This window comes from Luteolibacter flavescens (assembly GCF_025950085.1).
GTDB classification, from domain to species: domain Bacteria; phylum Verrucomicrobiota; class Verrucomicrobiia; order Verrucomicrobiales; family Akkermansiaceae; genus Haloferula; species Haloferula flavescens.
This window is the reverse complement of record NZ_JAPDDS010000013.1, coordinates 113,889-132,211: the sequence shown is the minus strand read 5'-3', so window position 1 is coordinate 132,211 and position 18,323 is coordinate 113,889. Positions and strand designations below refer to the sequence as shown.

Sequence of the window (18,323 nt, the reverse complement as noted above, 5' to 3'; positions counted from 1 at the left end):
GATGATGAATGGCGGGAGCACCGCCAGCATTATCATGAACGACGACCTTCCGATCCAATACGAGCCCGGGAAAAAGCAGCGCCGCGTGGGCTGGGGTGCCTTTTCCATCTCGGTGCTCATCCATGGCATCTTCCTCCTGCTGGCAGTCTTCTATTTCATTTCGTGGATCGATAAGCCCAACGAGCCCGTGCCCAACTTCATCCCGGGTGGCGGGGGCGGTGGCAACAAGGGCGAGACGGCAAACAAGGTGAAGACCCGTGCCCGTGCCATGGCCACCCCCACGCACCGCCCCGTGATCGCTTCCACGGGTGCCGCTACTTTCTCGCTGCCGGAATCCAGCACCCAGGTCATGGACGTCGGTATGCCGTCCGCGCTCTCCAGCGCGGGTGAAGGCGGCGGCGGGGGAGGGGGTAAGGGCGGTGGCCTCGGCACAGGCGTCGGGACTGGCACAGGCCCCGGCTCCGGCCCGGGAGTGGGCAAGGGCTTCATCGACACCACGCCCTTCGGCAGCCGTGACCAGGTGGCGGGTGCAATGCCGGGCCGCTTCTACGACTTCAAGCAGACCCGCGATGCGAAGCCGGTGAAGGACTACGATGTCGCGAACTACGACCACTTCGGCAGCCGCATCATCAAGATCCAGGACAGCAACTACCGCGCGACTGCCTTCCGGAAATTCTTCGAGTCGCCCGACACGCTGTATCTCACGCAGATCGCCATCCCGCTCTCCGATGCGGGCACCGCGCCGCAGTTCTTCAATGTGGCGGACAAGGTGAAGCCCTCGGGATGGCTCATCCACTATCGCGGCGAGGTGGTCTGCAATCGCGACATCACCTTCCGCTTCGTCGGCACGGGCGACGATTATCTTGGCGTCTTCGTGAAAGGCCGCTGCCGCCTCGTCGCCGCATGGCCGGGCGTCCGCTCGCACGTCATCGGGGACTGGGAACCCGCCGAGCCCATCGCCGACAGCGGCCCGACGCCCCTCGCAGGTGGCCCTGTGACGAAGGGCGATTGGATCAAGATCCGCAAGGGAGAGAAGGTCCAACTCGACATCGGCATCGGCGAGTGCCCGGGTGGAAAGGTCGGCTTCGTGCTCATGGTCGAGGAAAAGGGTGTCGAATATCGCACCATGGCCAACGGCCAGCCCATCCTCCCGCTCTTCACCACCGAAACGATCAGCGAGCAGACGAAGGAGCGCGTGAAGAAGGATTTCTCGAACTGGGAATTCGAATGGGAGAACGTGCCTGTCTTCCCCGTTTCCCAGGAAAGCCGCATGGGTGGGGATCTTTTCCGCTGACGGCTGGCACAGGGCCGGGCGGGGGCCAAGTGGTGGCATCTACTCCGAATACATGTGAATGCCTTTCTGTCCCGGAGGGACACGGGAGTGTAGCCGGTGGCGTGAGCCACCGGACATACCGTGGAAAAATCAACCCGCCCCGGCAGGGGCGGCGGAAATGGGCGCTGTTTATTAAAGCTGCGATCACCGACCGCCGTCCTCTTCACCCGCACCACCGGATGAATTGCCACCCGCGGCGACTTGCGTTAAAGTCCTGACGTATTGAATCCCTATCAATCTCCCCAATCTTCCGGGCCATCTCCCGAGTTCGGTAACAATCTGGTGATGCGAGTGAGGTTCGGTTTGGCCTACTCCATCGGCCTTGCGATTGCCGGGCTGATCATGGTGGACTGCGGAGTCAGGATCATCGATTTCAATCCCGTCGCCGCTTGGGCAATCCTTTTTTCGGGCGTGGCTAACATCGCATTGGGTGTGATTGCCCGGGGTCGAACTTATTTCGAGGTCTTCGAAGACAGGATCGAACTCCTCTCACCGGTCTTCACAAAGATGCGCCGCACCAAGCCTATCAAATCGATCCGCTCCGGAAGCCTGCACCACCGCTTGGTCGCGCGGCGCGACGACTTCGCTCGCTTCATCGCATGGCAGCGGGATCACCCGCACTGACCCTCTCAACCGCTCTCCGGCAGGAAGCTCGGCATCACCAGTCCGGTCGGCTGCGTGTAGGGCCCGCGGACCTGCATCAGGTGCAGCTCCACATTCCGCGCGCCCCAGCGATAGAGCTCGGCGATCATGTAGGATTCGTGGGTTGGCACCAGGAAGATCGGCCACCCGCCGCGCGGCACGGAGAGCTGGGCGTGCAGCAGCGCCAGCGCCACGTGCTCGTCCGCCATCACCCCGGGACCGATCATCCGGCAGCCCGCGTGATCGACCGACGTGAGCCAGCCGTCGATTTTCCCGGATTGGTCGCGATACACCATGGTTCGCCAGTGCCCGCCGGGATTCTGGATGAAGTGCGCGAGGTCCTTCGCCCGGCGGATGCCCGCCAGATTTTCCTCGAGATCAACCATGGGAAAGAGATCCGCGGTGGTCGCGGGGCGGACGCTGCCATGAGTCATCGGCACCGGCGGCAGCGGCGCGTCCGAGGGGATGCGCATGTCCTGATACGCCATCACGGCGCCGAATCCCGCGCGGGTGTAGAGCGAGTAGGAATCGAGATTCATCGCACTGGAGACGAGGCGCACCGGCAGCGTCCCGGCCTCTGCCAGCACCTTGTCCAGCAGCATGCGGGCGACTCCCTGCCGCGCGTATTCCGGTGCTACCGCCATGATTCCCACGCCCACGTGCGTCTCGCGCGGGTGGTAGAAGCACACGCCCGCGAGCTTCCCATCCAGCTCCACCACCAGCCCGCAGCCGGGGTCGAGTGACTCGTAGGTTTCCGGAAAGATCCGGCAGTCGCGCGGCCGTCCGCTGAAGATCTCCCTGCCGAGGGACTTCTTGTACCAATCGTTGGTGGATCGGTGGATCAGTTCTGCCACGGCATCTACCTCGCCGGGATTCAAGGGGCGCACGACCATGACCTGAAATTGGCGCATGCAGGGACAACAGGCGAAAACTTTTCGTGCCTTACTTGAGGGTATCTCCAGCGCGACACGGAAATCACTGGAATAATCCACGAGGCGGGGAATCGTATCGTCTGGCCTCGGGTCGCGTTTGTCCCATGGCTGCTCAAAACCACATCAAATCCAACCAACCCATGAAAGCTACCAATGCCCTTGTGACCGCCGCACTCGCCGGAGTCTTCGCCGCTGGCACCGTCGCCTCCGCCGCCTACATCCCCGGCGACAAGGACAAGGATAAGGACGACTGCCCCGGCAAGGACAAGGAGAAGAAGGAGGAGGTGATCGTCTCCGGCGACAAGGATAAGGACAAGGACGACTGCCCGGGCAAGGAGAAGGACAAGGAGAAGAAGGAAGAAACCATCGTCTCCGGCGACAAGGAGAAGGACGACTGCCCCGGTAAGGAAAAGGAGAAGGAAAAGGAAGAGAAGGAAATCCTCTGACCTGATCCCGCCATGGAATGCCCCGCGGCTGTCATACGTGCCGCGGGGTTTTTCCGTGCCCTGATCCGTCTCGCCCCGACGCATGAGCGACCCCCGATTTACTTCCGGCGTGGAATTGGCCACGGGCATCGGCCTGCGGGTGCCGCACTACGCCCACATCCTGGCTGAAAAGCCGTCCGTCGGGTGGTTCGAGATCATCTCGGAGAATTACATGGTGGAAGGCGGGCGTCCGCTCGCGGTGCTGGATCGCATCCTCGACCAATACCGCGTCGTGCAGCACGGCGTGGGCATGTATCCGGGGAATGCGGGCGGCATCAATTTCGACCACCTGCGCCGGCTGAAGCGCTTGATCCGCCGGACGAAAACGCCGTGGATCTCCGACCACCTTTGCTGGGGCAGCGTGGATGGCACCATGAGCCATGACCTGCTGCCCATTCCCTTCACCTTCGAAGCGGTGAGGAAGACGGCGGAGAATCTGCGCATCGCCCAAGACTTCCTTGAGGTGCCGCTGGCGGTCGAGAACGTGAGCAGCTACGGCGAATTCAATGGCGACGAAATGACCGAGTGGGAATTCCTCGCGGAGGTCGCGGAGGCGGCCGACGTCGGTATCCTGTTAGACGTGAACAACATCTATGTCTCCTCGGTGAACAATGTCTTCGAGCCGCTGGATTACGTGAATTTCGTGCCGCCGGAGCGTGTGGCGCAGATCCACATCGCGGGGCACTCGCGCTACGAGCGCTTTATCGTGGACACGCACGATCACCCGGTCATCGACCCGGTGTGGAAGCTTTACGAACGAGCCATCGAGCGCAGTGGGCCCGTGGCCACGCTGCTGGAGTGGGACGGACGCATCCCGTCCTTTGACGAGGTGTGGACGGAGGCAAGGAAGTCCGAGACCTGGCGCGAAGCCGCCTTGGCCAAACGCGCGAACGATGAAGCCGCTTGAGGAAATCCAGCGGGAGTTTTTCGCCGCGCTGCAGCTACCCCTGCGCGGCACCAGCCGGCGGAGCACGGAGCTGCCGCCGACCGACGAGGGGCATTCGCCGGACTTCCTCGCCACGGCCGACCGGCTGATGAAGCCGACCGCGAGCCTGTCTTCCGCGGAGCGCCTGGAGCTTTACCACCGCCAGTACTGGTTCCGCGTGCTGGATTCCGTGGCGGAGGATTTTCCCGTGCTGCGCCGGATGGCGGGCGAGGAGAAATTCTGGGAGTTGCTGGAGGCCTACCTCCAGGCATGCCCGTCCGGCAGCTACACGCTGCGGCATCTCGGGCGCTCGATGTCGAAGTTCGTCGCGGGTTGGGATGGACTTGATGAAGACCGTCAGCGCTGGTTCTCCGCCATCGCCGGGATCGAGTATGCCTGCATGGAGATCTACGAGGCTGCCGGGCGCGAGCCCCTGCCGCCCGAGCGCATCGCCACCGAGGTGCTGGAACTCCAGCCGCACGTCCGCCTCATGGCGCTCCCCGTGCCCGCGGACGATTGCTTTGAATGGGATGCTTTTTCCCCGCAGGGCGAGTCGCCCGTCCGCCTCGCCGTGTGGCGCGGTCCGGATGGACGTGCCCGCCGCGTGCGGCTCGATGCCGTGGAGTTCGTCTTGCTGGAGAGATTGAAGGAAGGCCGGAGTCTCGAAGCGCTCTTCGCCGATCCCGTCGAACCCGAGCCGGGTCCGGAAGACGTGCAGCGCTGGTTCTCCGACTGGCAATCCCGCGGCTGGATCACGGCTCGCGGCAGCGAGGTCATCGAGCTGACCGCACGGCCGGACGAGGACTGGACCGGCGTGGACAAGATGGGCTCGCAGGCAAGGGCGATGGAAGATTAGCCCCGCGGTCTAACAATGGTCCGGGACGTGGATTCCCTTCCGGAGCCATCCCTGAAAATCATGCCCGTCTCCCGATTGGTTCCTCATTCCAATCCCGCCCGATCTTTCTCCGGCAATCCGCTTTCCCACGCCGCCGCGGCATCGGGATTGTCGGCCTGCCACGACTCCTTCAATCGCCGCAGCATTTCCGCCCGGATTTCCTCGTCGCTGATGCGCTCGATCACGCTGGCGACTCCCTCGTGCTCCCGGGTCCCGGTTTCGATGAGGGTCTTTGCGAGTGTGTCGTATTGATTTCCGGGCGGCAGCTCTGCGAGCCAAGTTATACTCCCGTTCGGATCGCTCCTGCTCCAGTCTGAGAATCCCCCGAGAATGCTCCCGGGTAGCTCGTCATCCGGGTGCCGTGTCGTCCATGCTCGCATCACTGCGGAGCGGTCGATTTTTTCTCGGGTAAACGGATTCCAGTAAAAAAGCGAGGACACGAGTCGCTCGTCCAAGTCATCGCGGTCCTCGGGAGAAATCTCCAGCGCCGCCAAGGTCGCAAATGCCTGCTCCGGATCCTCCATTCCTTCGCGCATTAGCACGCCTTCCCGGATCGCCATCGCTTCGCCATGGGAGGCTGTCTCCGCCCGTGCCAATAGCTCGTCACGCTCTTCCGGCGTTCCCCACAGGCGGGCATGGGCCTCCTGGGCGACTTCCCGAAGATCCGGGTCGGTCTCGCGGTCAAATCGCTTCTCGAACTCCACGGGGTCCCTCCCGGCGAGGGTGATCAAGGCATCTGCTCGATGATCATCGAGGTCTTCCGAGATCACCTCCGGCACCTCGCCCGCCAGCCAATCGAGCGCCGCTGCGGGATCGTGGGTGATCCAGTGGCCCATTGCTTCGCTCACGTCGTCTTGGTCATGTTCCATCGGGTTCCGGTTCAGCGCCTGGATGAAGTCGCCGCCGCCTCGCTGGGCCAGCACCTTCAGGAGCATCCTGCAGAGTTCGTACGGCACATCCTCGTCTCTGTCCGTCCACATAGTTGACCGGAGATTCCGCATCCAGGTCTCCAGATCTTCGGGTGGGATCCGCTCCAGGGCTCTCTCCGTTTCATCCCGCAGTTCGAAATCCACCGTGATCCCCGGTGATGCCTCCCATCGCGAGACGATCCGTTGCTGCACTTCTTTCCACGGGCGGTCTTCGGTCGAATGGCTTGCTGCCGCCCTGGAGTCGGACTCCCGCGAGGGCGATGGATTTCCTGCCGAATCCGCGCCGGAATCGCGGCCTCCCGATGAGACGCGCGAGGTCGTGTAGCCCGTGGCGAATGCCGCGGCGACAGCGCAGATCATCAGCAGTCGAGACATGACGTCGGACTTCATCGGGACTCGCCGTTGGCTCTTTCCGCGTCCTGTTTCACGGATTCGATCTTCCAGAGCACCGACTGACGGGCGTCATAATCTAGAGTCATGGCCATCGCTGCCGCCCTTGCCTCCTCCGCGTCTCTTTTCGCCCACTCCTTGAACAAGTAATCCCGGGCGCAACTGATCACGTAGGGATCGGGATGAGTGGCTGCGGCGGCCAGGAAAGAGGCGCGGGCCTCGGGCGTCTCCGCCGCCTTTGCCGCGCGGGCCTCGCAGAGGCGATGCGCGATACCACAGTTCTCGTCATCGAAGCGCTTCACCTCCCTGAAGGCTGTCGCGTCATCGACGTCGGAAAGGCTGGCCACCAGCATGTCCGCGACCTCTCCACCGACTGACTGGGTGCAGTCCCACATGTCTCCCTCATTCTTCACCGCGTTCCAGGCTGCAATAGCCCCGCCTTGATTGATCCACGCCGCGATCACCGCCTTGCGACTTGTGGCAAATCTTTCCGGATACCTCGCTTTCGCCTCCGCATTGGCCGCGACCGGATCGAGTTCCGCCCACCGGTAAAAGAGCATTTCTTCCAGATCCCGGTGGACGTTGAGCGGGTCGCTGGACCGCTGCAGTTTGGCGAGGGCGGCCTTCACCTCTTCCCCAGTGAACGAGCGGACATGCCGCCAGTGCTGCCGCCCGTCGATCGACCCTCGAAGGGCCCCTTGCAAGAAATCGCGCGACGTGAGTCTGGCTTCTCTGCTCTCCTCGCTCCTCTGTCTCGCCTTCGTGCCCGGGCTGTCATCCGACTCCTTCGCCACAGTTCCGGTGCGCTCCTGAATCGAGCCCGTCCCATACCCAGCCAGCACGGCAATCGCCAAGGTCACCACGAACCAAACGTGAATGCCTGCTTTCCGAGGTGGGGATGAGGACATGGAAGAGGAAGGCCTGATACTCGGGGAAAATGATCTCGTGAGATAAACAATGCCGAGATTGGGCCGGAGGCACAAGGTCCTATCGTCCGCGAATCCTGCTTCATCGGTATCTCCCGCAGATTCGGGAGACGCAGCATCCCGCAGGATTATTCAATTGAATCCCGGTCGCAACTTCCGGCTTTACGCCTCGGGATTCTCCGGGGTCCTGACGGGGAGAACTGCTTCAAAGGCGGCAATGGCGCGGTCATACCATATTGCGAGTTTCTTCCATTCTTCGGGCGGCTCCACCCACCACGCGAACTCCGAATTGCACCAATAATCCCCGATGATGACCGAATAGCTCACTCCGTCGATGCCGGCTTCTCTTGTTTTCGGGGCGACAGGAATGGTGAGTGCGGTGAGTCCATCAAGAAGGGTGGTCGCAATGGAGGAGTTGATTGCCGCATCCGAGCCTTGAGCTCCCGGTGAAGTTTCGGGATCCTCTCGCTGATTCCATTCGATCCGACGAACGCAAAAGGTGCCCTGATCTTCGAAAAGGGTCCAAGCGGTGCAGGGCTCAAAGGATGGAATCTTGAGCAGCTTCACCCGGATGTTGCCTATCCGTCGGGGCAGGCCGGGGAAGGCATCTGGTGCTGCCAGATATGCAACAGCGAGCGCACTCTTCGGGTCGCGGTGCTGGAGCATGAGTTGCTCGAGAATCATGAGGGTTTTCTAGCCGAGGGCGGAAGACGATCACAACCGCTGAAGTCGGCCCGATCGGTGAGGGGACGGGATGAGGGACGCCCCTGCTCCTTATTTTTTCCACCAGTCCGCTTCTTTTTCCCATGGCTCGCGTTCCTCGTCGCGGGTGGGGGAGGCAGGGTGCTTCTGCTCGTCTTGGCGCTGCCGCTCGGCCTCTTCCTCGAGGCGCAGTTCTTCGATGAGATCTTCCGCCTCGCTCGGGCGGCGCTTTCCGCTGCGGTAGATGCCCACGGCGAGCAGCACCACGATGCCGAGGCTGAAAACGAGGATCACCACCATCGCCAGGGCAAAGCCATCGGCGGGGTGCATGAGTCCCAGGTTCATCGCTCTCAGGCGGAGATGATCCGCCGCATGGGGATCATGTTCGAATACTCGAAGCCGTTCTTGCGGAAGAAATTCTGCGACTCCGCGCTGATCTTGTCCGTCAGCAGGGTGATGCGCTTGAAGTCCTTTTGCTTCGCGAACTCGATCACGTGGTCGAGCAGCATCGAGCCGTAGCCCTGCCCGCGGTGGGCCGGGTGGACGATCACGTCTTCCATCAGGATGACGAAGCCGCCCATGGCCGTGGAAATGGTGAAGAGAAGGTTCACCATGCCGATGATCCGGGTCTCGTTCCGCACCACGAAGATGCGGCCGCGGCTTGGTTGCTCGAGGATCAGTGCCAGCCCGCGCTCCTGCACGTCGTGGTTCGAGGTGAATTCATCGGACTCGGAAAAGAGATCCATCACCAGATCCGTCAGGCCTTGCAGGTCCTCGATCGTCGCGGTCACGACCTTGGGCCGGTTGGCGATGATGCTGGGCGAAGATCCTTGGCTCACGCGCGGACGGTGGCACGGTCGCCGGGGAGCGGCACGCCATTTCAAGGGCATCGTGGAAAAATTTCCGCCATTCCGGGGATTTGGCGCATTGACAAGCGAACCTCGGTTCCTAGAGTGCGCGCCCGCCCGAGCCTGACGCCCGGCGCGGATACCAGTAACGCCTTTTTTCCGAGACAGCCATGAAACGCACCTTCCAGCCATCCAAGCGCACCCGCAAGCGTCAGCACGGATTCCGCGCCCGCATGGCGACCAAGGCCGGCCGCGACATCATCAAGCGCCGCCGTCAGAAGGGCCGCAAGCGCCTCATTCCGAAGGGTGCTGAGATCCAGTACGCCCGTCACACCACCCAGCACGGGGTCTGATAGCTCTCACTGCGCGCCGCGCACGGCCCATGCGCCTCCCGCGGTCGCACAGTATGACGAAGCGCGCGGATTTCCTCCGTGCGCGGAAAGACGGCCAGGCGAAAGCCGGCCGTTTTGTCGTGCTCAGCACGCTCGCCGATCCCGCGCTGCCTCACCTGAAGCACGCGGTGATCACCACGCGGAAAGTCGGCAAGGCGCACGACCGCAATCTCCTGCGCCGCCGCATCCGCGCCATCCTGCAGCTCCACGGAGCGCGCCTCGCCGATCCGAGGCGCCTGCTCGTCACCATCCCGCGCCCCGGCTCCGCCACCGCGAGCTATGCCGAGCTGGAGAGCGACTGGCTGAAGCAAGCGAAGCGCCTCGGGCTACTTTCCGCGTGAAAAGTTCCAAGTGCAGGTGGAGGGAAGTGCCAAGTAATAAGTCTCAAGTGCCAAGGATAAGTATGACCCCTTGGAATCGCTCGTCAGACAGTCGGTTTTTGGAACTTCGAACTTCTCACTTGGAACTTCCTTGAAGCGCCTCATCCGCATCGCCATCCGCGGCTACCAGATTTTCCTGAATCCGGTGCTGAAGGCATTGTGCGGTCCGGGCAGCGGGTGTCGTTTCACGCCGACGTGTTCGAATTACTTTTTGCAGGCAGTCGAGGCCCATGGATCGCTGAAAGGGTCCTGGCTCGGGGTCTGCCGGATTTTCCGCTGTCATCCGTGGGGGGGCTATGGTTATGACCCCGTCCCGCCGAAACGGGGTGCCGCAGAAAACCACGACACCCACCGTCCCGCCGGGCCCGACGCCTGATACCGACCCGACTTTGACCTGACCGCGGGACCTCTCCTTTTTCCTCATTTCCCATGTACGACCGCAAGACTTGGATCGTCGTCATCGTCTGCAGCTTGCTGCTGGCGGTAAACATCTTCTACCAACAGAAGAACGGCCAGATGCTCGCCGAGCAGAAGCGCGAGCAAGCCGCCCGGGAAGCCGCCGCGAAGCCCGCGGACGCTCCTGCCACCCCGGCCGATGGCAGCGCTCCTGCCGCCACCGGTGACAAGCCGAACTCGCTCGTCGAGGCCGAGCCGCCCGCACCCTCGGTGGTCGAGCAGCTCGTGAAGATGGAGACGCCCGAGGCGATCTACACCTTCACCTCCATCGGCGGTGGCCTGAAGACGGCTGAATTCAAGAACCAGACTCCCGGCTTGGAAGGCCCCGTGCTGCTGAATCGCCACGGCAGCAGCCCGGTCGGCGCGCTCGCCGACGGTCCGGACCGCATGGAGACCACCGCCTATGAGTTCGTGGAAGCGGACTCGATGAAGTTCCCGAATTCCGAGCACTACAAGTCCATCGTCTTCCGCGGCAAGCTGTCCTCCGGCCTCTGGGCGAAGAAGACCTGGTCCCTCCGCGAGACCGGCAACGAGGGCGATCCCTTCTCGCTCGACTTTAAACTCCAACTCGAGAACGGCGCGCAGAATAACATCAACCTCGAGAACTACAGTCTCTTCCTCGGCGTCGCCTCGCCGCTGGATACCGTGGAGACCGCCGCCCAGACCGGCTTCGTCCGCGTGGATGACCGCAGCTTCTCCTTTACCGCCGCCACGGAATTCGCGGGCGGGTGGTTCAAGGACGAGCGCGAGCTGATTACCGAGACCATGGAACGCGGGGACATCGCCGGCGTGGCGAACCAGTTCTTCGCCACCGCCATGAAGCCCGCCGAGCCCGGTCCTGCGATGATCTGGGCGAAGGTGTCGAACGTGAATCTCAAGCCCGGAGCGAAGCCGCTGAAGGCGGTCCGCGCCGGTCTCCAGCTCCCTACCGTGACCCTCGCTCCGAAGGACTCGCGGACCATGAGCTACCACGTCTTCGCCGGGCCGAAGCAGAACCGTGTGCTCCGCAAGATGGGCGAGGATTGGGGCAAGCTGATGAACTACGGTTTCTTCAGCCCCTTCAGCCGCTTCATGAGCTGGTCCATCTTCTGGGTCCACTCCGGCATGGAAAAGATCTCCAGCAAGTGGTCCTGGGGTCTCGCCGTGGTCGCCCTGACCATCCTTCTCCGTCTCGCCATCTGGCCGCTCTACAATCGCTCGAACCGCACCATGAAGCGGATGGCGAAGCTGAAGCCGGAGATGGACAAGCTGAAGGAGAAGTATCCGGACGATCCTCAGAAGATGAACACCGAGATGATGGGGATGTACCGCAAGTACGGCATTAATCCCCTCGGCGGCTGCCTCCCGATGCTCGCCCAGCTCCCGATCTTCTTCGGCTTCTACTCAATGCTGCTGCACGCCGTCGAAATGCGCGGCCAGGAATTCCTCTGGGTGAAGGATCTTTCCCAGCCGGATACCGTCACGCACCTCATGGGTCTCGCGATCAACCCGCTGCCCATCGTGATGGCGATCACGAGCTTCCTGCAGATGGCCATGATGCCGAATACCGGCGGGGACAAGACGCAGATGCGGATCATGAAGATGATGCCCTTCTTCTTCCTCATCATCTGCTACAACTTCGCATCCGCCCTCGCGCTTTACTGGACGGTCTCGAACGTCTTCTCCATCGCGCAGACCTGGATCTCGAACCGCATGCCAGAGCCCGAGCTGAAGGCGAAGGCCGGTGGTGGCACCGGCAAGAGCTGGGTGGAGCGCATGGCCGAGAAGCAGGCCGAAATGGAGCGCATGCGCCAGGCCCGCGGCCGCGTCGTCGAGCCCGGCACGGACGATCCGAACTCCAGCAAGAAGCGCCCGCCGCGCACGGGTGGTTGATTGCCCGGTGCGCTTGCACGTTCTCTTTATCCAAAGGCCGGCCCATCACGGGCCGGCCTTTTTTTCTGCCACGTAGCGGAGCGACTGCGTCGCTCCGGCGTCTCGCGCGTCGCTGGAGATCGCCGCTTACGAGTCATCTTCAAGCCCGACAATGGATCGCGCCCGGGAATCAATCTTCAAGCCGCACCCAGCCTGAGCGACGCAGTCGCCCAGCTACGTTGAGAATGCCACATTGAGAAAGACGGCTCCTCCCGAAGACCGCTACTCCCCCGTTCCGAAGAAATGCTCCAGCGCCTCGACGCAGCCGTAGCTGTGGTCGAGCAGGCAGGCGTGGCCGCCTTGGGATGTCACGTGCTGGCGGATCTCCGGCACGGCATTCGACGGGCAGGCGAACATCGCGGCAGCCTCGGGGCTGAGCATTTCAAAATCATTGTGGCTGTCCCCGATGGCGAAGGTCTGCTCGCGGGTCAGGCCGAAGTGCCGCGCGACCTCGGCCAGACTGCTGCCCTTTTGATACTTCTTGTGGCCGAAGCGCAGCCAGATCGAGTTCCGCTGCCAGCCGAGATAGGGCTCGTTTGCCGCCAGCGATTCCACCCGGCCGATGATCCACGCCATCTCCTCCACCGTGCGGGCCACGAGTCCGGCGGGGTCGCCCGGTTGCTCGATCCAGGTCGCACCGGTGTGCTCCTCCACTTCCTTCCGGATTGCGTCGAGGATGTGCTGGATCTCGTTGAAGAAGGCGTGCTGCTCCTGCTCGCACTGGTTGTTCCACGAGGCCAGCGGCGTCCAGCGGCCGGAGGCGGTGGGCAGCCAGATCTCCCGCTCGCGGGCGACCACCCAGTCCGGGACGAAGGGGAAGCGACAATCCGCGAGTCCCTCGGCGACGTGTCCGATGGAGCGCCCGGTATTGATGCCCCAGATCGCACCTTTCTCCCGGCGCAGGCGCTGGATGGTGTCGAAGAACCGCTGGCTGACCGGCGGCTTGCCCGCGGGGTCGTGGAGGGTGCCGTCGAAGTCGAAGGACAGGATGGCTCCGGCTTGGGCAGGCGTTTCGAGCGGCTTCATGGCCCCGGGATAGCGGCCCGGGAGCGGGGGTCAAGCGGTCACTCCACCGGGATGGCCCGCTGGGGCTCAGGTTCCGGCTCGGGCTCCTCGATCACCTCGGCGGCGCGCGGCGGCTCTTCCTCGGCAGGCTCCTCCACAGGACGCGCCTTGGGAGGCTCGGGCAGGGGCTTCATGCGGGGTGCCGTTTCTTCCACCGGCTTCGCGCGCGGGGAGGAAGGCGGTGCGATATCATCCTCCTCCACGGGCAGGGCGCGCTGCGGCTTCACCAGCACGGGCGGCGGCATAGTCTGCTTCGGCGGCTGCGGAGCGGGCTCGGCCACTGGTGGAGCCGGGGTGGGGGCGGGCTCCTTCGCCGCGATCACGATCTGCGGTGGCGCGGGCTTCCGGCGCATGCGGATTTCCACACGACGGTTCGGCGCCTGCTCGTCTACGCTGCCCTGCTTGAGAAGGGGCTTGGTTTTGCCAAAGCCACGCGTCTCTATCTTGTCGCTGGGCAGGAAAAAGGTGCGGGTCAGGTAGTTCTCCACCGCGGCGGCGCGCCGCTTGGATAGCTCCAGATTGTAGTGATCCGTGCCGAAAAGATCCGAGTGGCCCTCGATCCAGCAATAGAGCTGCGGATTCTTTTCCAAGATCATCGCCAGCTTCATCATGCCGACGCGGGCGCTTTCGCGGAGTTCGGCGCTGTTGTATTCGAAGAGGAGATCGCTCGGTAGCATCGTCATCTTGCCCACCAGCACGTCGGCGGGCAGGCCTGCCATGTCATCGAGGGAAACGACACCATCCAGCGTGCCTGCCGCTGCGGTGCCGCCGACACCCTTTTTCATCAGGTCTTCGGCGAAGCGGTCGATCGCATTGTCCGAGACGACGGCCGCGCCCGGGTCCACGATGATCTGGGCATCCGCGGCCAGCGGCATGGGCTCGGCGGTGCGTCCCAGCTCCGGCAGGGCGGTATCGATGTCAAAGCCCGCCGAGGGATCGACGATCACGCCGGAGGACTCGCCCTCCAGCGCGGGGTTCGAGAGGCGGATGGCGAATTCCGGATCGCTGAGGTCCGGCTTCAGGTCGATCTCGGTGTCCTCGGGCAGCTTCGCGAGGATGTCGATTTCCTCCATCAGCGCCATTGTGTCCGGCGGCGGGGTATTGTCCTCGACCGGCGGGGTGAGATCACGGTCGGGTGGCAGGATTTCCACCTGCTCGATCTGCACCGGGCCGGTCTCGATCTCGGCGCTGGGGACGAATCCCATGCCGATCTTGATGTGGCCGAGGGCGAAGAAGGCCGCGACGTGGAGGATGATGGCAATGAAGAACGCCACGCCGGCCCACCAGCCGAGCTTGTCGGTCGCACCTGGCAGGCGCAGCGGCATCGATTCGCGCGATTCGCGCCAGCTATAGCCGTCGTCCACGGCGCAACTATACGCCGCGACGGCACCGTGACAATCACCTGCTTGCGAAGCAACTTGCGGCTTGGCACCACCTGTGCTGATTTACGCCGCCATGCCTGCCAAGAAAGCTGCCAAAAAAGCCGCCGCGAAGAAGGATGTGTCCGCCCAGGAGATCCCGGTCCAGGAAACGCCAGTCGCAGAGCCACAAGTGCCTGTAGTCAAGGAAGTGCCCGCCAAGAAGGCAGCGAAGAAAGCTGCCAAGGCCGCCAAGAAGGCAGCCGCGCCAAAGGCCGTGAAGGCTGCTCCCAAGCCGCCCGTGGACGTCGCCAAGGCGGCATATCTCAACTACATGGATCGCGTTTCGAAAGGCCTGCCGGGCGATCAGGACGGCGACTGGCATGCTGCGGTGAATTCCGAGGGATCTTGACCCGCTTTGGGCTTTTCCCGGCACGGGTGCGGACCGACAGTCCGGCCCGTGAGCTGTTCGTCTCTGGGTATTGGTTTGGCGGGGCTCGGCACCGTCGGTTCGGGTGTCGTGCTCGCCTTGGAGCGGAATGCCGGCCTCATCTGCGACCGCACCGGCGGCCGGACCGGCGGCCGGGTGAAGCTGGAGGTGGCCAAGGTGCTCGTGCGCGATCCCGCGAAGGTCCGCCCCGTCACCCTGCCCGCAGAGACCATTACCACCTCGTGGCGCGAGCTGGTCGAGGATCCCGCCGTGGACATCGTCGTCGAGCTGATCGGCGGCACTACGGATGCCTTTGAGATCGTCGCCGCCGCCCTGAAGTCCGGCAAGCCGGTGGTCACGGGGAACAAGGCCCTTCTCGCCGAGCGCGGCGTGGAGTTGTTCGCGCTTTCGAGGGAGTTCGACGTGCCGATCCATTTCGAAGCCGCGGTGGCCGGGGGCATCCCGATCATCAAGACGGTGCAGGAGAGCTTCATTGGGAACCGCATTCACTCCATCACCGGCATCATCAACGGCACTTCGAATTACATCCTGGAGCGGATGACGACCGGCGGCTTGGAATTCTCCGCCGCACTCTCCGAAGCGCAGGCGCTGGGCTACGCCGAGGCGGATCCGGCGCTCGACGTGAATGGCTGGGATGCCGCTCACAAGGCCATCCTGCTTGCCACGCTGGCCTATGGATTTCCCATCGACCCCGCGAAGGTTCACGTCGCGGGCATCGAGCAGGTCCGCCCGATCGACATCGAGTTTGCGACCCGCCTAGGCTATGTCGTGAAGCTGCTGGCCGTGGTGCGCGAGCATCCGGGTGGCGAGGTCGAGTTGCGGGTCCAGCCGTCCTTCATCGCGAAGAGCCACATCCTCGCGAGCGTGAATGGTGTCTTCAATGCCGTGGCCGTCCATGGCGATGCCGCGGGCGAATCGCTTTTCTACGGTCGCGGCGCGGGTCAGGACCCGACCGCTTCGTCGGTAGTCGCCGACCTAGTGGAAGCCGGGCGCTCGCTGCGCCAGGCGACCGGTCACCGCGGCTTCCTGCCCTACCGCGAGAATGGCACGCTGCTGCCGGTGGAGGACACGGAGACCGCCTATTACGTGCGCTTTGACGTGACGGATCGCCCCGGCGTCATCGCCGAGGTGGCCCGCGTGTTGGCGGATGCCGGCATCGGCATCTCCGGTACCCACTCGCCGGTGAAGCCCGACCAACCGGATGCGGATTTCCTCGACATGGTCTTCCTCCTTCACACCTGCCGCTTCGGCCAGTTGCAGGAGACCCTCGAGAAGATCGCTGCGCTCGATTGCATCAATAGCACCCCGGTCGTCTTCCGGATCGAGAAGCTGTAAAGAAAGTCGCCCGCGGCGAGCCCTTCCGGACCCACCGCGGGCGGTGTGCACTTATACCAATGAGATCAGTCTTTCCCGGCTGCCGCGGTGGCCGGGAGTGAAAGGAGATACTCGCGACGCTGGTCCGCGAAGCTCTTCAGCGGCATGCCTCCGTGGCCGAAGCCTCGGGGTGCCTCCGTCTCTCCGGGGGAATCCGAAGTGAGATTCTCGAAGGCCTCGGTAGTGGAGGTCTTCCGCGTGTCGGCGGCGACTTCCTTGCCGGCGAGTTCACGATAGCGGGCGACAACGGTTCCGAGGTTCTTCCAGTCGAGGTCCTTCTCCGCGAGCGTGTGGATATTTGCCAAGTAGCGTTCGCGGAAAGCGGGCACGGCGAGGAGCTTCGAGCGCAGCGGCTTCTTCGCATCGTCGAGTCCGGTGAGCGGATCGAGCTTGAGGCCGCCACCTTGTGAGGCAGAGGGAGCGGGTGCGCCCTCGGGACCGCCCGCATCCGGGCCGCCCTGTGGCGGGCCTCCGCCATTGCGTCCGGGGCCTCTGCCACCACCGCCGCCACCTCCACGCGGGCCGCCGGGGCCGCCCGCGGCACGGAAGGCCTCGTTCATGTCGGCCGGGATGGCGTGGAACTTCCCTTCCTTGTCCCGGTACAGGCTGTAGTCGCTGGCGCGTGTCCAGTAGCCGTCGCTATTCAGCAGCCCGCAATCGAGTGCGAGGAACCACAGCACGCTCTCCACATCGAGGAGAGGGGAAATGGCCGCCTCCAATTTATCGGCGGGTGTCTCGGTCAGCGTTTTGCAGAGCTTGATGAGCGCCTTCCAGTCCTCGTCGTCTCCGGACTTCATCTCGTAGCGCTTCTTGTAGTCCTCGATGTTGTCGCCGATGTAATCGAGCCCGCCTTGGCCGTTCGGGGAGCCGGGGACCTTCCAGCGCGCGCCTTTCGAGGTGCGGTAGTTCTCCTGGACGAAGTCCTTGTTGAACTGCTGCTGGTTCACATAGACGCCCCAATTCTCGCCATTGATGACCACCCGGACGAGATTCGCCTTCGGCGCGGCGATGTATTGCCGGGCGATGTGCGAGAATAGCACGGCGCTGAGGAAGCTCCCGTCGCCATTGCTGTTGAGAAGGTTCAGCGTCTTGTAGCCGGCGAGGCGCTGCTTCGATTCGGTGTGGTCGATCGAGACGTTGAAAGAGCGCTTCTTTCCGGCGGGGACCATCATGTAGCTGGACATGCCGCGGAAGTGGATGCCGACGCCGGGGTAGGTCTTGCCGTCCACGGTCATCGTCGCGGGCACGTCCACGTCCGTGCCGTGAAATGCCTCGAGCTCGGCTTCCCAGTCGGCATTCTCGAAATCGAGGAAGAAGGTCCGCAGGGTGTTCGCGGCGTAGAGATCGCCGGACTCCGGTTTCACGTCGGCGGGAGAAATGCGGGCACCGGGCGTGGCCGGAGTGCTGTCTTCTTCACGCGGGCCAAAGCCCCCGGGTCCACCGGGACCGCGACGCGAGCCGCCGGGGCCTCCCGGTCCGCCGCGTTGTTGGCCGGGATTTGCCTTGAGGAATTCACGGGCAGCGGCGCGCTCTTCCTTGTCGAGGAGCTTGTTCGAGTCCTTGTCGAATTGCGCGAGGATCTTGCGATTCTCCTGCTGCATGGGGCCGCCGCGACCGGCGAAGCCGCCCGGTGGTCCTCCATCGGGCGGGCCGCCTTCCGGCGGTTGTTGGGCGAGCAGGGGAGTGAGAAAGAGGGCGGCAGCGGAAAGGTAGAGTTTCATGGAGCTTCGAGTCAGCCCCGGAGGAGAGAGACGAGGGGTGAACACTCGGCCTGGAGAAAGGTTGCGCCCATCGTGGTCCGCATCGCTCCGCGTGCGGTTCGCCGGTCGGGGAAGCTGTGGTTGGAGTCCGCTGTCATCGTCAGTCGGTCCGGGAGCCGGAGGTGAAGCCCGCCGTCAGATGACTTCGACCGCACGCGGAGCGATGCGG

The 18,323-nt window shown here is 63.6% G+C and carries 19 protein-coding genes and 1 pseudogene; 11 read left to right on the top strand and 9 right to left on the bottom strand.

The genetic code is table 11. From position 1 onward, the window contains the following. Positions 1 to 34: 34 nt before the first annotated feature. Complete coding sequence (locus OKA04_RS19810) at positions 35 to 1,294, top strand: hypothetical protein (RefSeq protein ID WP_264502948.1); 1,260 nt, start codon at positions 35 to 37, stop codon at positions 1,292 to 1,294. Positions 1,295 to 1,636: 342 nt separating this feature from the next. Then, positions 1,637 to 1,957, top strand: a complete 321-nt coding sequence (locus tag OKA04_RS19805) for a YdbT family protein (protein ID WP_264502947.1) — start codon at positions 1,637 to 1,639, stop codon at positions 1,955 to 1,957. Positions 1,958 to 1,962: 5 nt separating this feature from the next. Here the strand turns inward: OKA04_RS19805 and OKA04_RS19800 are convergent, their stop codons facing one another. Beyond that, positions 1,963 to 2,868 (bottom strand): GNAT family N-acetyltransferase, encoded by a 906-nt coding sequence (locus OKA04_RS19800; protein WP_264502946.1) that lies wholly within the window; start codon positions 2,866 to 2,868, stop codon positions 1,963 to 1,965. A gap of 179 nt (positions 2,869 to 3,047) precedes the next feature. On the opposite strand from OKA04_RS19800, the gene OKA04_RS19795 reads away from it, so the two are divergent. The 3 genes from OKA04_RS19795 to OKA04_RS19785 all read left to right on the top strand — a co-directional run bounded on the left by OKA04_RS19795 (position 3,048) and on the right by OKA04_RS19785 (position 5,173). Continuing rightward, positions 3,048 to 3,353, top strand: coding sequence for a hypothetical protein (locus tag OKA04_RS19795; RefSeq protein WP_264502945.1), 306 nt, complete (start codon positions 3,048 to 3,050; stop codon positions 3,351 to 3,353). A gap of 82 nt (positions 3,354 to 3,435) precedes the next feature. Next, positions 3,436 to 4,299 carry an MNIO family bufferin maturase gene (gene bufB, locus OKA04_RS19790; protein ID WP_264502944.1) on the top strand — a complete coding sequence of 288 codons (864 nt, stop codon included), beginning with the start codon at positions 3,436 to 3,438 and terminating at the stop codon, positions 4,297 to 4,299. Next, on the top strand, positions 4,286 to 5,173 hold the full coding sequence (locus tag OKA04_RS19785; protein ID WP_264502943.1) for an HvfC/BufC N-terminal domain-containing protein: 888 nt from the start codon (positions 4,286 to 4,288) through the stop codon (positions 5,171 to 5,173). The genes bufB and OKA04_RS19785 overlap by 14 nt, the downstream gene beginning before the upstream one ends. A gap of 83 nt (positions 5,174 to 5,256) precedes the next feature. Here the strand turns inward: OKA04_RS19785 and OKA04_RS19780 are convergent, their stop codons facing one another. The 5 genes from OKA04_RS19780 to OKA04_RS19760 all read right to left on the bottom strand — a co-directional run bounded on the left by OKA04_RS19780 (position 5,257) and on the right by OKA04_RS19760 (position 8,998). Further along, positions 5,257 to 6,516, bottom strand: coding sequence for a hypothetical protein (locus OKA04_RS19780; protein ID WP_264502942.1), 1,260 nt, complete (start codon positions 6,514 to 6,516; stop codon positions 5,257 to 5,259). A gap of 11 nt (positions 6,517 to 6,527) precedes the next feature. Further along, the gene (locus tag OKA04_RS19775; protein ID WP_264502941.1) at positions 6,528 to 7,160 is read right to left on the bottom strand and encodes a hypothetical protein; all 633 of its coding nucleotides are present in this window, start codon (positions 7,158 to 7,160) and stop codon (positions 6,528 to 6,530) included. A 459-nt stretch (positions 7,161 to 7,619) separates the two neighbouring features. Next, positions 7,620 to 8,141 (bottom strand): hypothetical protein, encoded by a 522-nt coding sequence (locus tag OKA04_RS19770; protein WP_264502940.1) that lies wholly within the window; start codon positions 8,139 to 8,141, stop codon positions 7,620 to 7,622. Positions 8,142 to 8,231: 90 nt separating this feature from the next. Next, a complete protein-coding gene (locus tag OKA04_RS19765) occupies positions 8,232 to 8,504 on the bottom strand; it encodes a hypothetical protein (protein WP_264502939.1) in 273 nt (90 codons plus the stop codon). A gap of 5 nt (positions 8,505 to 8,509) precedes the next feature. Next, positions 8,510 to 8,998, bottom strand: coding sequence for a GNAT family N-acetyltransferase (locus OKA04_RS19760; protein ID WP_264502938.1), 489 nt, complete (start codon positions 8,996 to 8,998; stop codon positions 8,510 to 8,512). A 179-nt stretch (positions 8,999 to 9,177) separates the two neighbouring features. Between OKA04_RS19760 and rpmH the strand changes: the two are divergent. From rpmH to yidC, 4 genes and pseudogenes are all read left to right on the top strand, one after another. Then, positions 9,178 to 9,309: pseudogene (gene rpmH / locus OKA04_RS19755) on the top strand (50S ribosomal protein L34); the annotation flags it as partial. Between the two features lie 80 nt (positions 9,310 to 9,389). Then, positions 9,390 to 9,740, top strand: a complete 351-nt coding sequence (gene rnpA / locus OKA04_RS19750; protein WP_264502937.1) for a ribonuclease P protein component — start codon at positions 9,390 to 9,392, stop codon at positions 9,738 to 9,740. 130 nt (positions 9,741 to 9,870) lie between these two features. Next, positions 9,871 to 10,155 (top strand): membrane protein insertion efficiency factor YidD, encoded by a 285-nt coding sequence (yidD, locus tag OKA04_RS19745; protein ID WP_264502936.1) that lies wholly within the window; start codon positions 9,871 to 9,873, stop codon positions 10,153 to 10,155. Positions 10,156 to 10,208: 53 nt separating this feature from the next. After that, positions 10,209 to 12,107 carry a membrane protein insertase YidC gene (yidC, locus tag OKA04_RS19740; RefSeq protein WP_264502935.1) on the top strand — a complete coding sequence of 633 codons (1,899 nt, stop codon included), beginning with the start codon at positions 10,209 to 10,211 and terminating at the stop codon, positions 12,105 to 12,107. Positions 12,108 to 12,368: 261 nt separating this feature from the next. Here the strand turns inward: yidC and OKA04_RS19735 are convergent, their stop codons facing one another. Then, positions 12,369 to 13,172, bottom strand: coding sequence for an HAD family hydrolase (locus OKA04_RS19735; RefSeq protein WP_264502934.1), 804 nt, complete (start codon positions 13,170 to 13,172; stop codon positions 12,369 to 12,371). A gap of 38 nt (positions 13,173 to 13,210) precedes the next feature. Continuing rightward, the gene (locus OKA04_RS19730; protein ID WP_264502933.1) at positions 13,211 to 14,575 is read right to left on the bottom strand and encodes an OmpA family protein; all 1,365 of its coding nucleotides are present in this window, start codon (positions 14,573 to 14,575) and stop codon (positions 13,211 to 13,213) included. A gap of 91 nt (positions 14,576 to 14,666) precedes the next feature. On the opposite strand from OKA04_RS19730, the gene OKA04_RS19725 reads away from it, so the two are divergent. Both OKA04_RS19725 and OKA04_RS19720 read left to right on the top strand, forming a co-directional pair. Then, entirely contained in the window at positions 14,667 to 14,981 is a 315-nt protein-coding gene (locus OKA04_RS19725; RefSeq protein ID WP_264502932.1) for a hypothetical protein, read from the top strand. A gap of 48 nt (positions 14,982 to 15,029) precedes the next feature. After that, complete coding sequence (locus OKA04_RS19720) at positions 15,030 to 16,355, top strand: homoserine dehydrogenase (RefSeq protein ID WP_264502931.1); 1,326 nt, start codon at positions 15,030 to 15,032, stop codon at positions 16,353 to 16,355. A gap of 65 nt (positions 16,356 to 16,420) precedes the next feature. Here OKA04_RS19720 and OKA04_RS19715 read toward each other — a convergent pair whose 3' ends face one another. Beyond that, on the bottom strand, positions 16,421 to 18,115 hold the full coding sequence (locus tag OKA04_RS19715; protein WP_264502930.1) for a CotH kinase family protein: 1,695 nt from the start codon (positions 18,113 to 18,115) through the stop codon (positions 16,421 to 16,423). Positions 18,116 to 18,323: the final 208 nt, after the last annotated feature.

Bases quoted from the DNA above. Each gene is read 5' to 3' on its own strand.
- OKA04_RS19735 (WP_264502934.1), bottom strand. From the start codon at position 13,172: ATGAAGCCGCTCGAAACGCCTGCCCAAGCCGGAGCCATCCTGTCCTTC.
- bufB (WP_264502944.1), top strand. From the start codon at position 3,436: ATGAGCGACCCCCGATTTACTTCCGGCGTGGAATTGGCCACGGGCATC.
- OKA04_RS19795 (WP_264502945.1), top strand. From the start codon at position 3,048: ATGAAAGCTACCAATGCCCTTGTGACCGCCGCACTCGCCGGAGTCTTC.
- OKA04_RS19715 (WP_264502930.1), bottom strand. From the start codon at position 18,115: ATGAAACTCTACCTTTCCGCTGCCGCCCTCTTTCTCACTCCCCTGCTC.
- OKA04_RS19785 (WP_264502943.1), top strand. From the start codon at position 4,286: ATGAAGCCGCTTGAGGAAATCCAGCGGGAGTTTTTCGCCGCGCTGCAG.
- OKA04_RS19780 (WP_264502942.1), bottom strand. From the start codon at position 6,516: ATGTCTCGACTGCTGATGATCTGCGCTGTCGCCGCGGCATTCGCCACG.
- OKA04_RS19810 (WP_264502948.1), top strand. From the start codon at position 35: ATGAACGACGACCTTCCGATCCAATACGAGCCCGGGAAAAAGCAGCGC.
- rnpA (WP_264502937.1), top strand. From the start codon at position 9,390: ATGCGCCTCCCGCGGTCGCACAGTATGACGAAGCGCGCGGATTTCCTC.
- yidC (WP_264502935.1), top strand. From the start codon at position 10,209: ATGTACGACCGCAAGACTTGGATCGTCGTCATCGTCTGCAGCTTGCTG.
- OKA04_RS19765 (WP_264502939.1), bottom strand. From the start codon at position 8,504: ATGAACCTGGGACTCATGCACCCCGCCGATGGCTTTGCCCTGGCGATG.
- OKA04_RS19800 (WP_264502946.1), bottom strand. From the start codon at position 2,868: ATGGTCGTGCGCCCCTTGAATCCCGGCGAGGTAGATGCCGTGGCAGAA.
- OKA04_RS19725 (WP_264502932.1), top strand. From the start codon at position 14,667: ATGCCTGCCAAGAAAGCTGCCAAAAAAGCCGCCGCGAAGAAGGATGTG.
- OKA04_RS19770 (WP_264502940.1), bottom strand. From the start codon at position 8,141: ATGATTCTCGAGCAACTCATGCTCCAGCACCGCGACCCGAAGAGTGCG.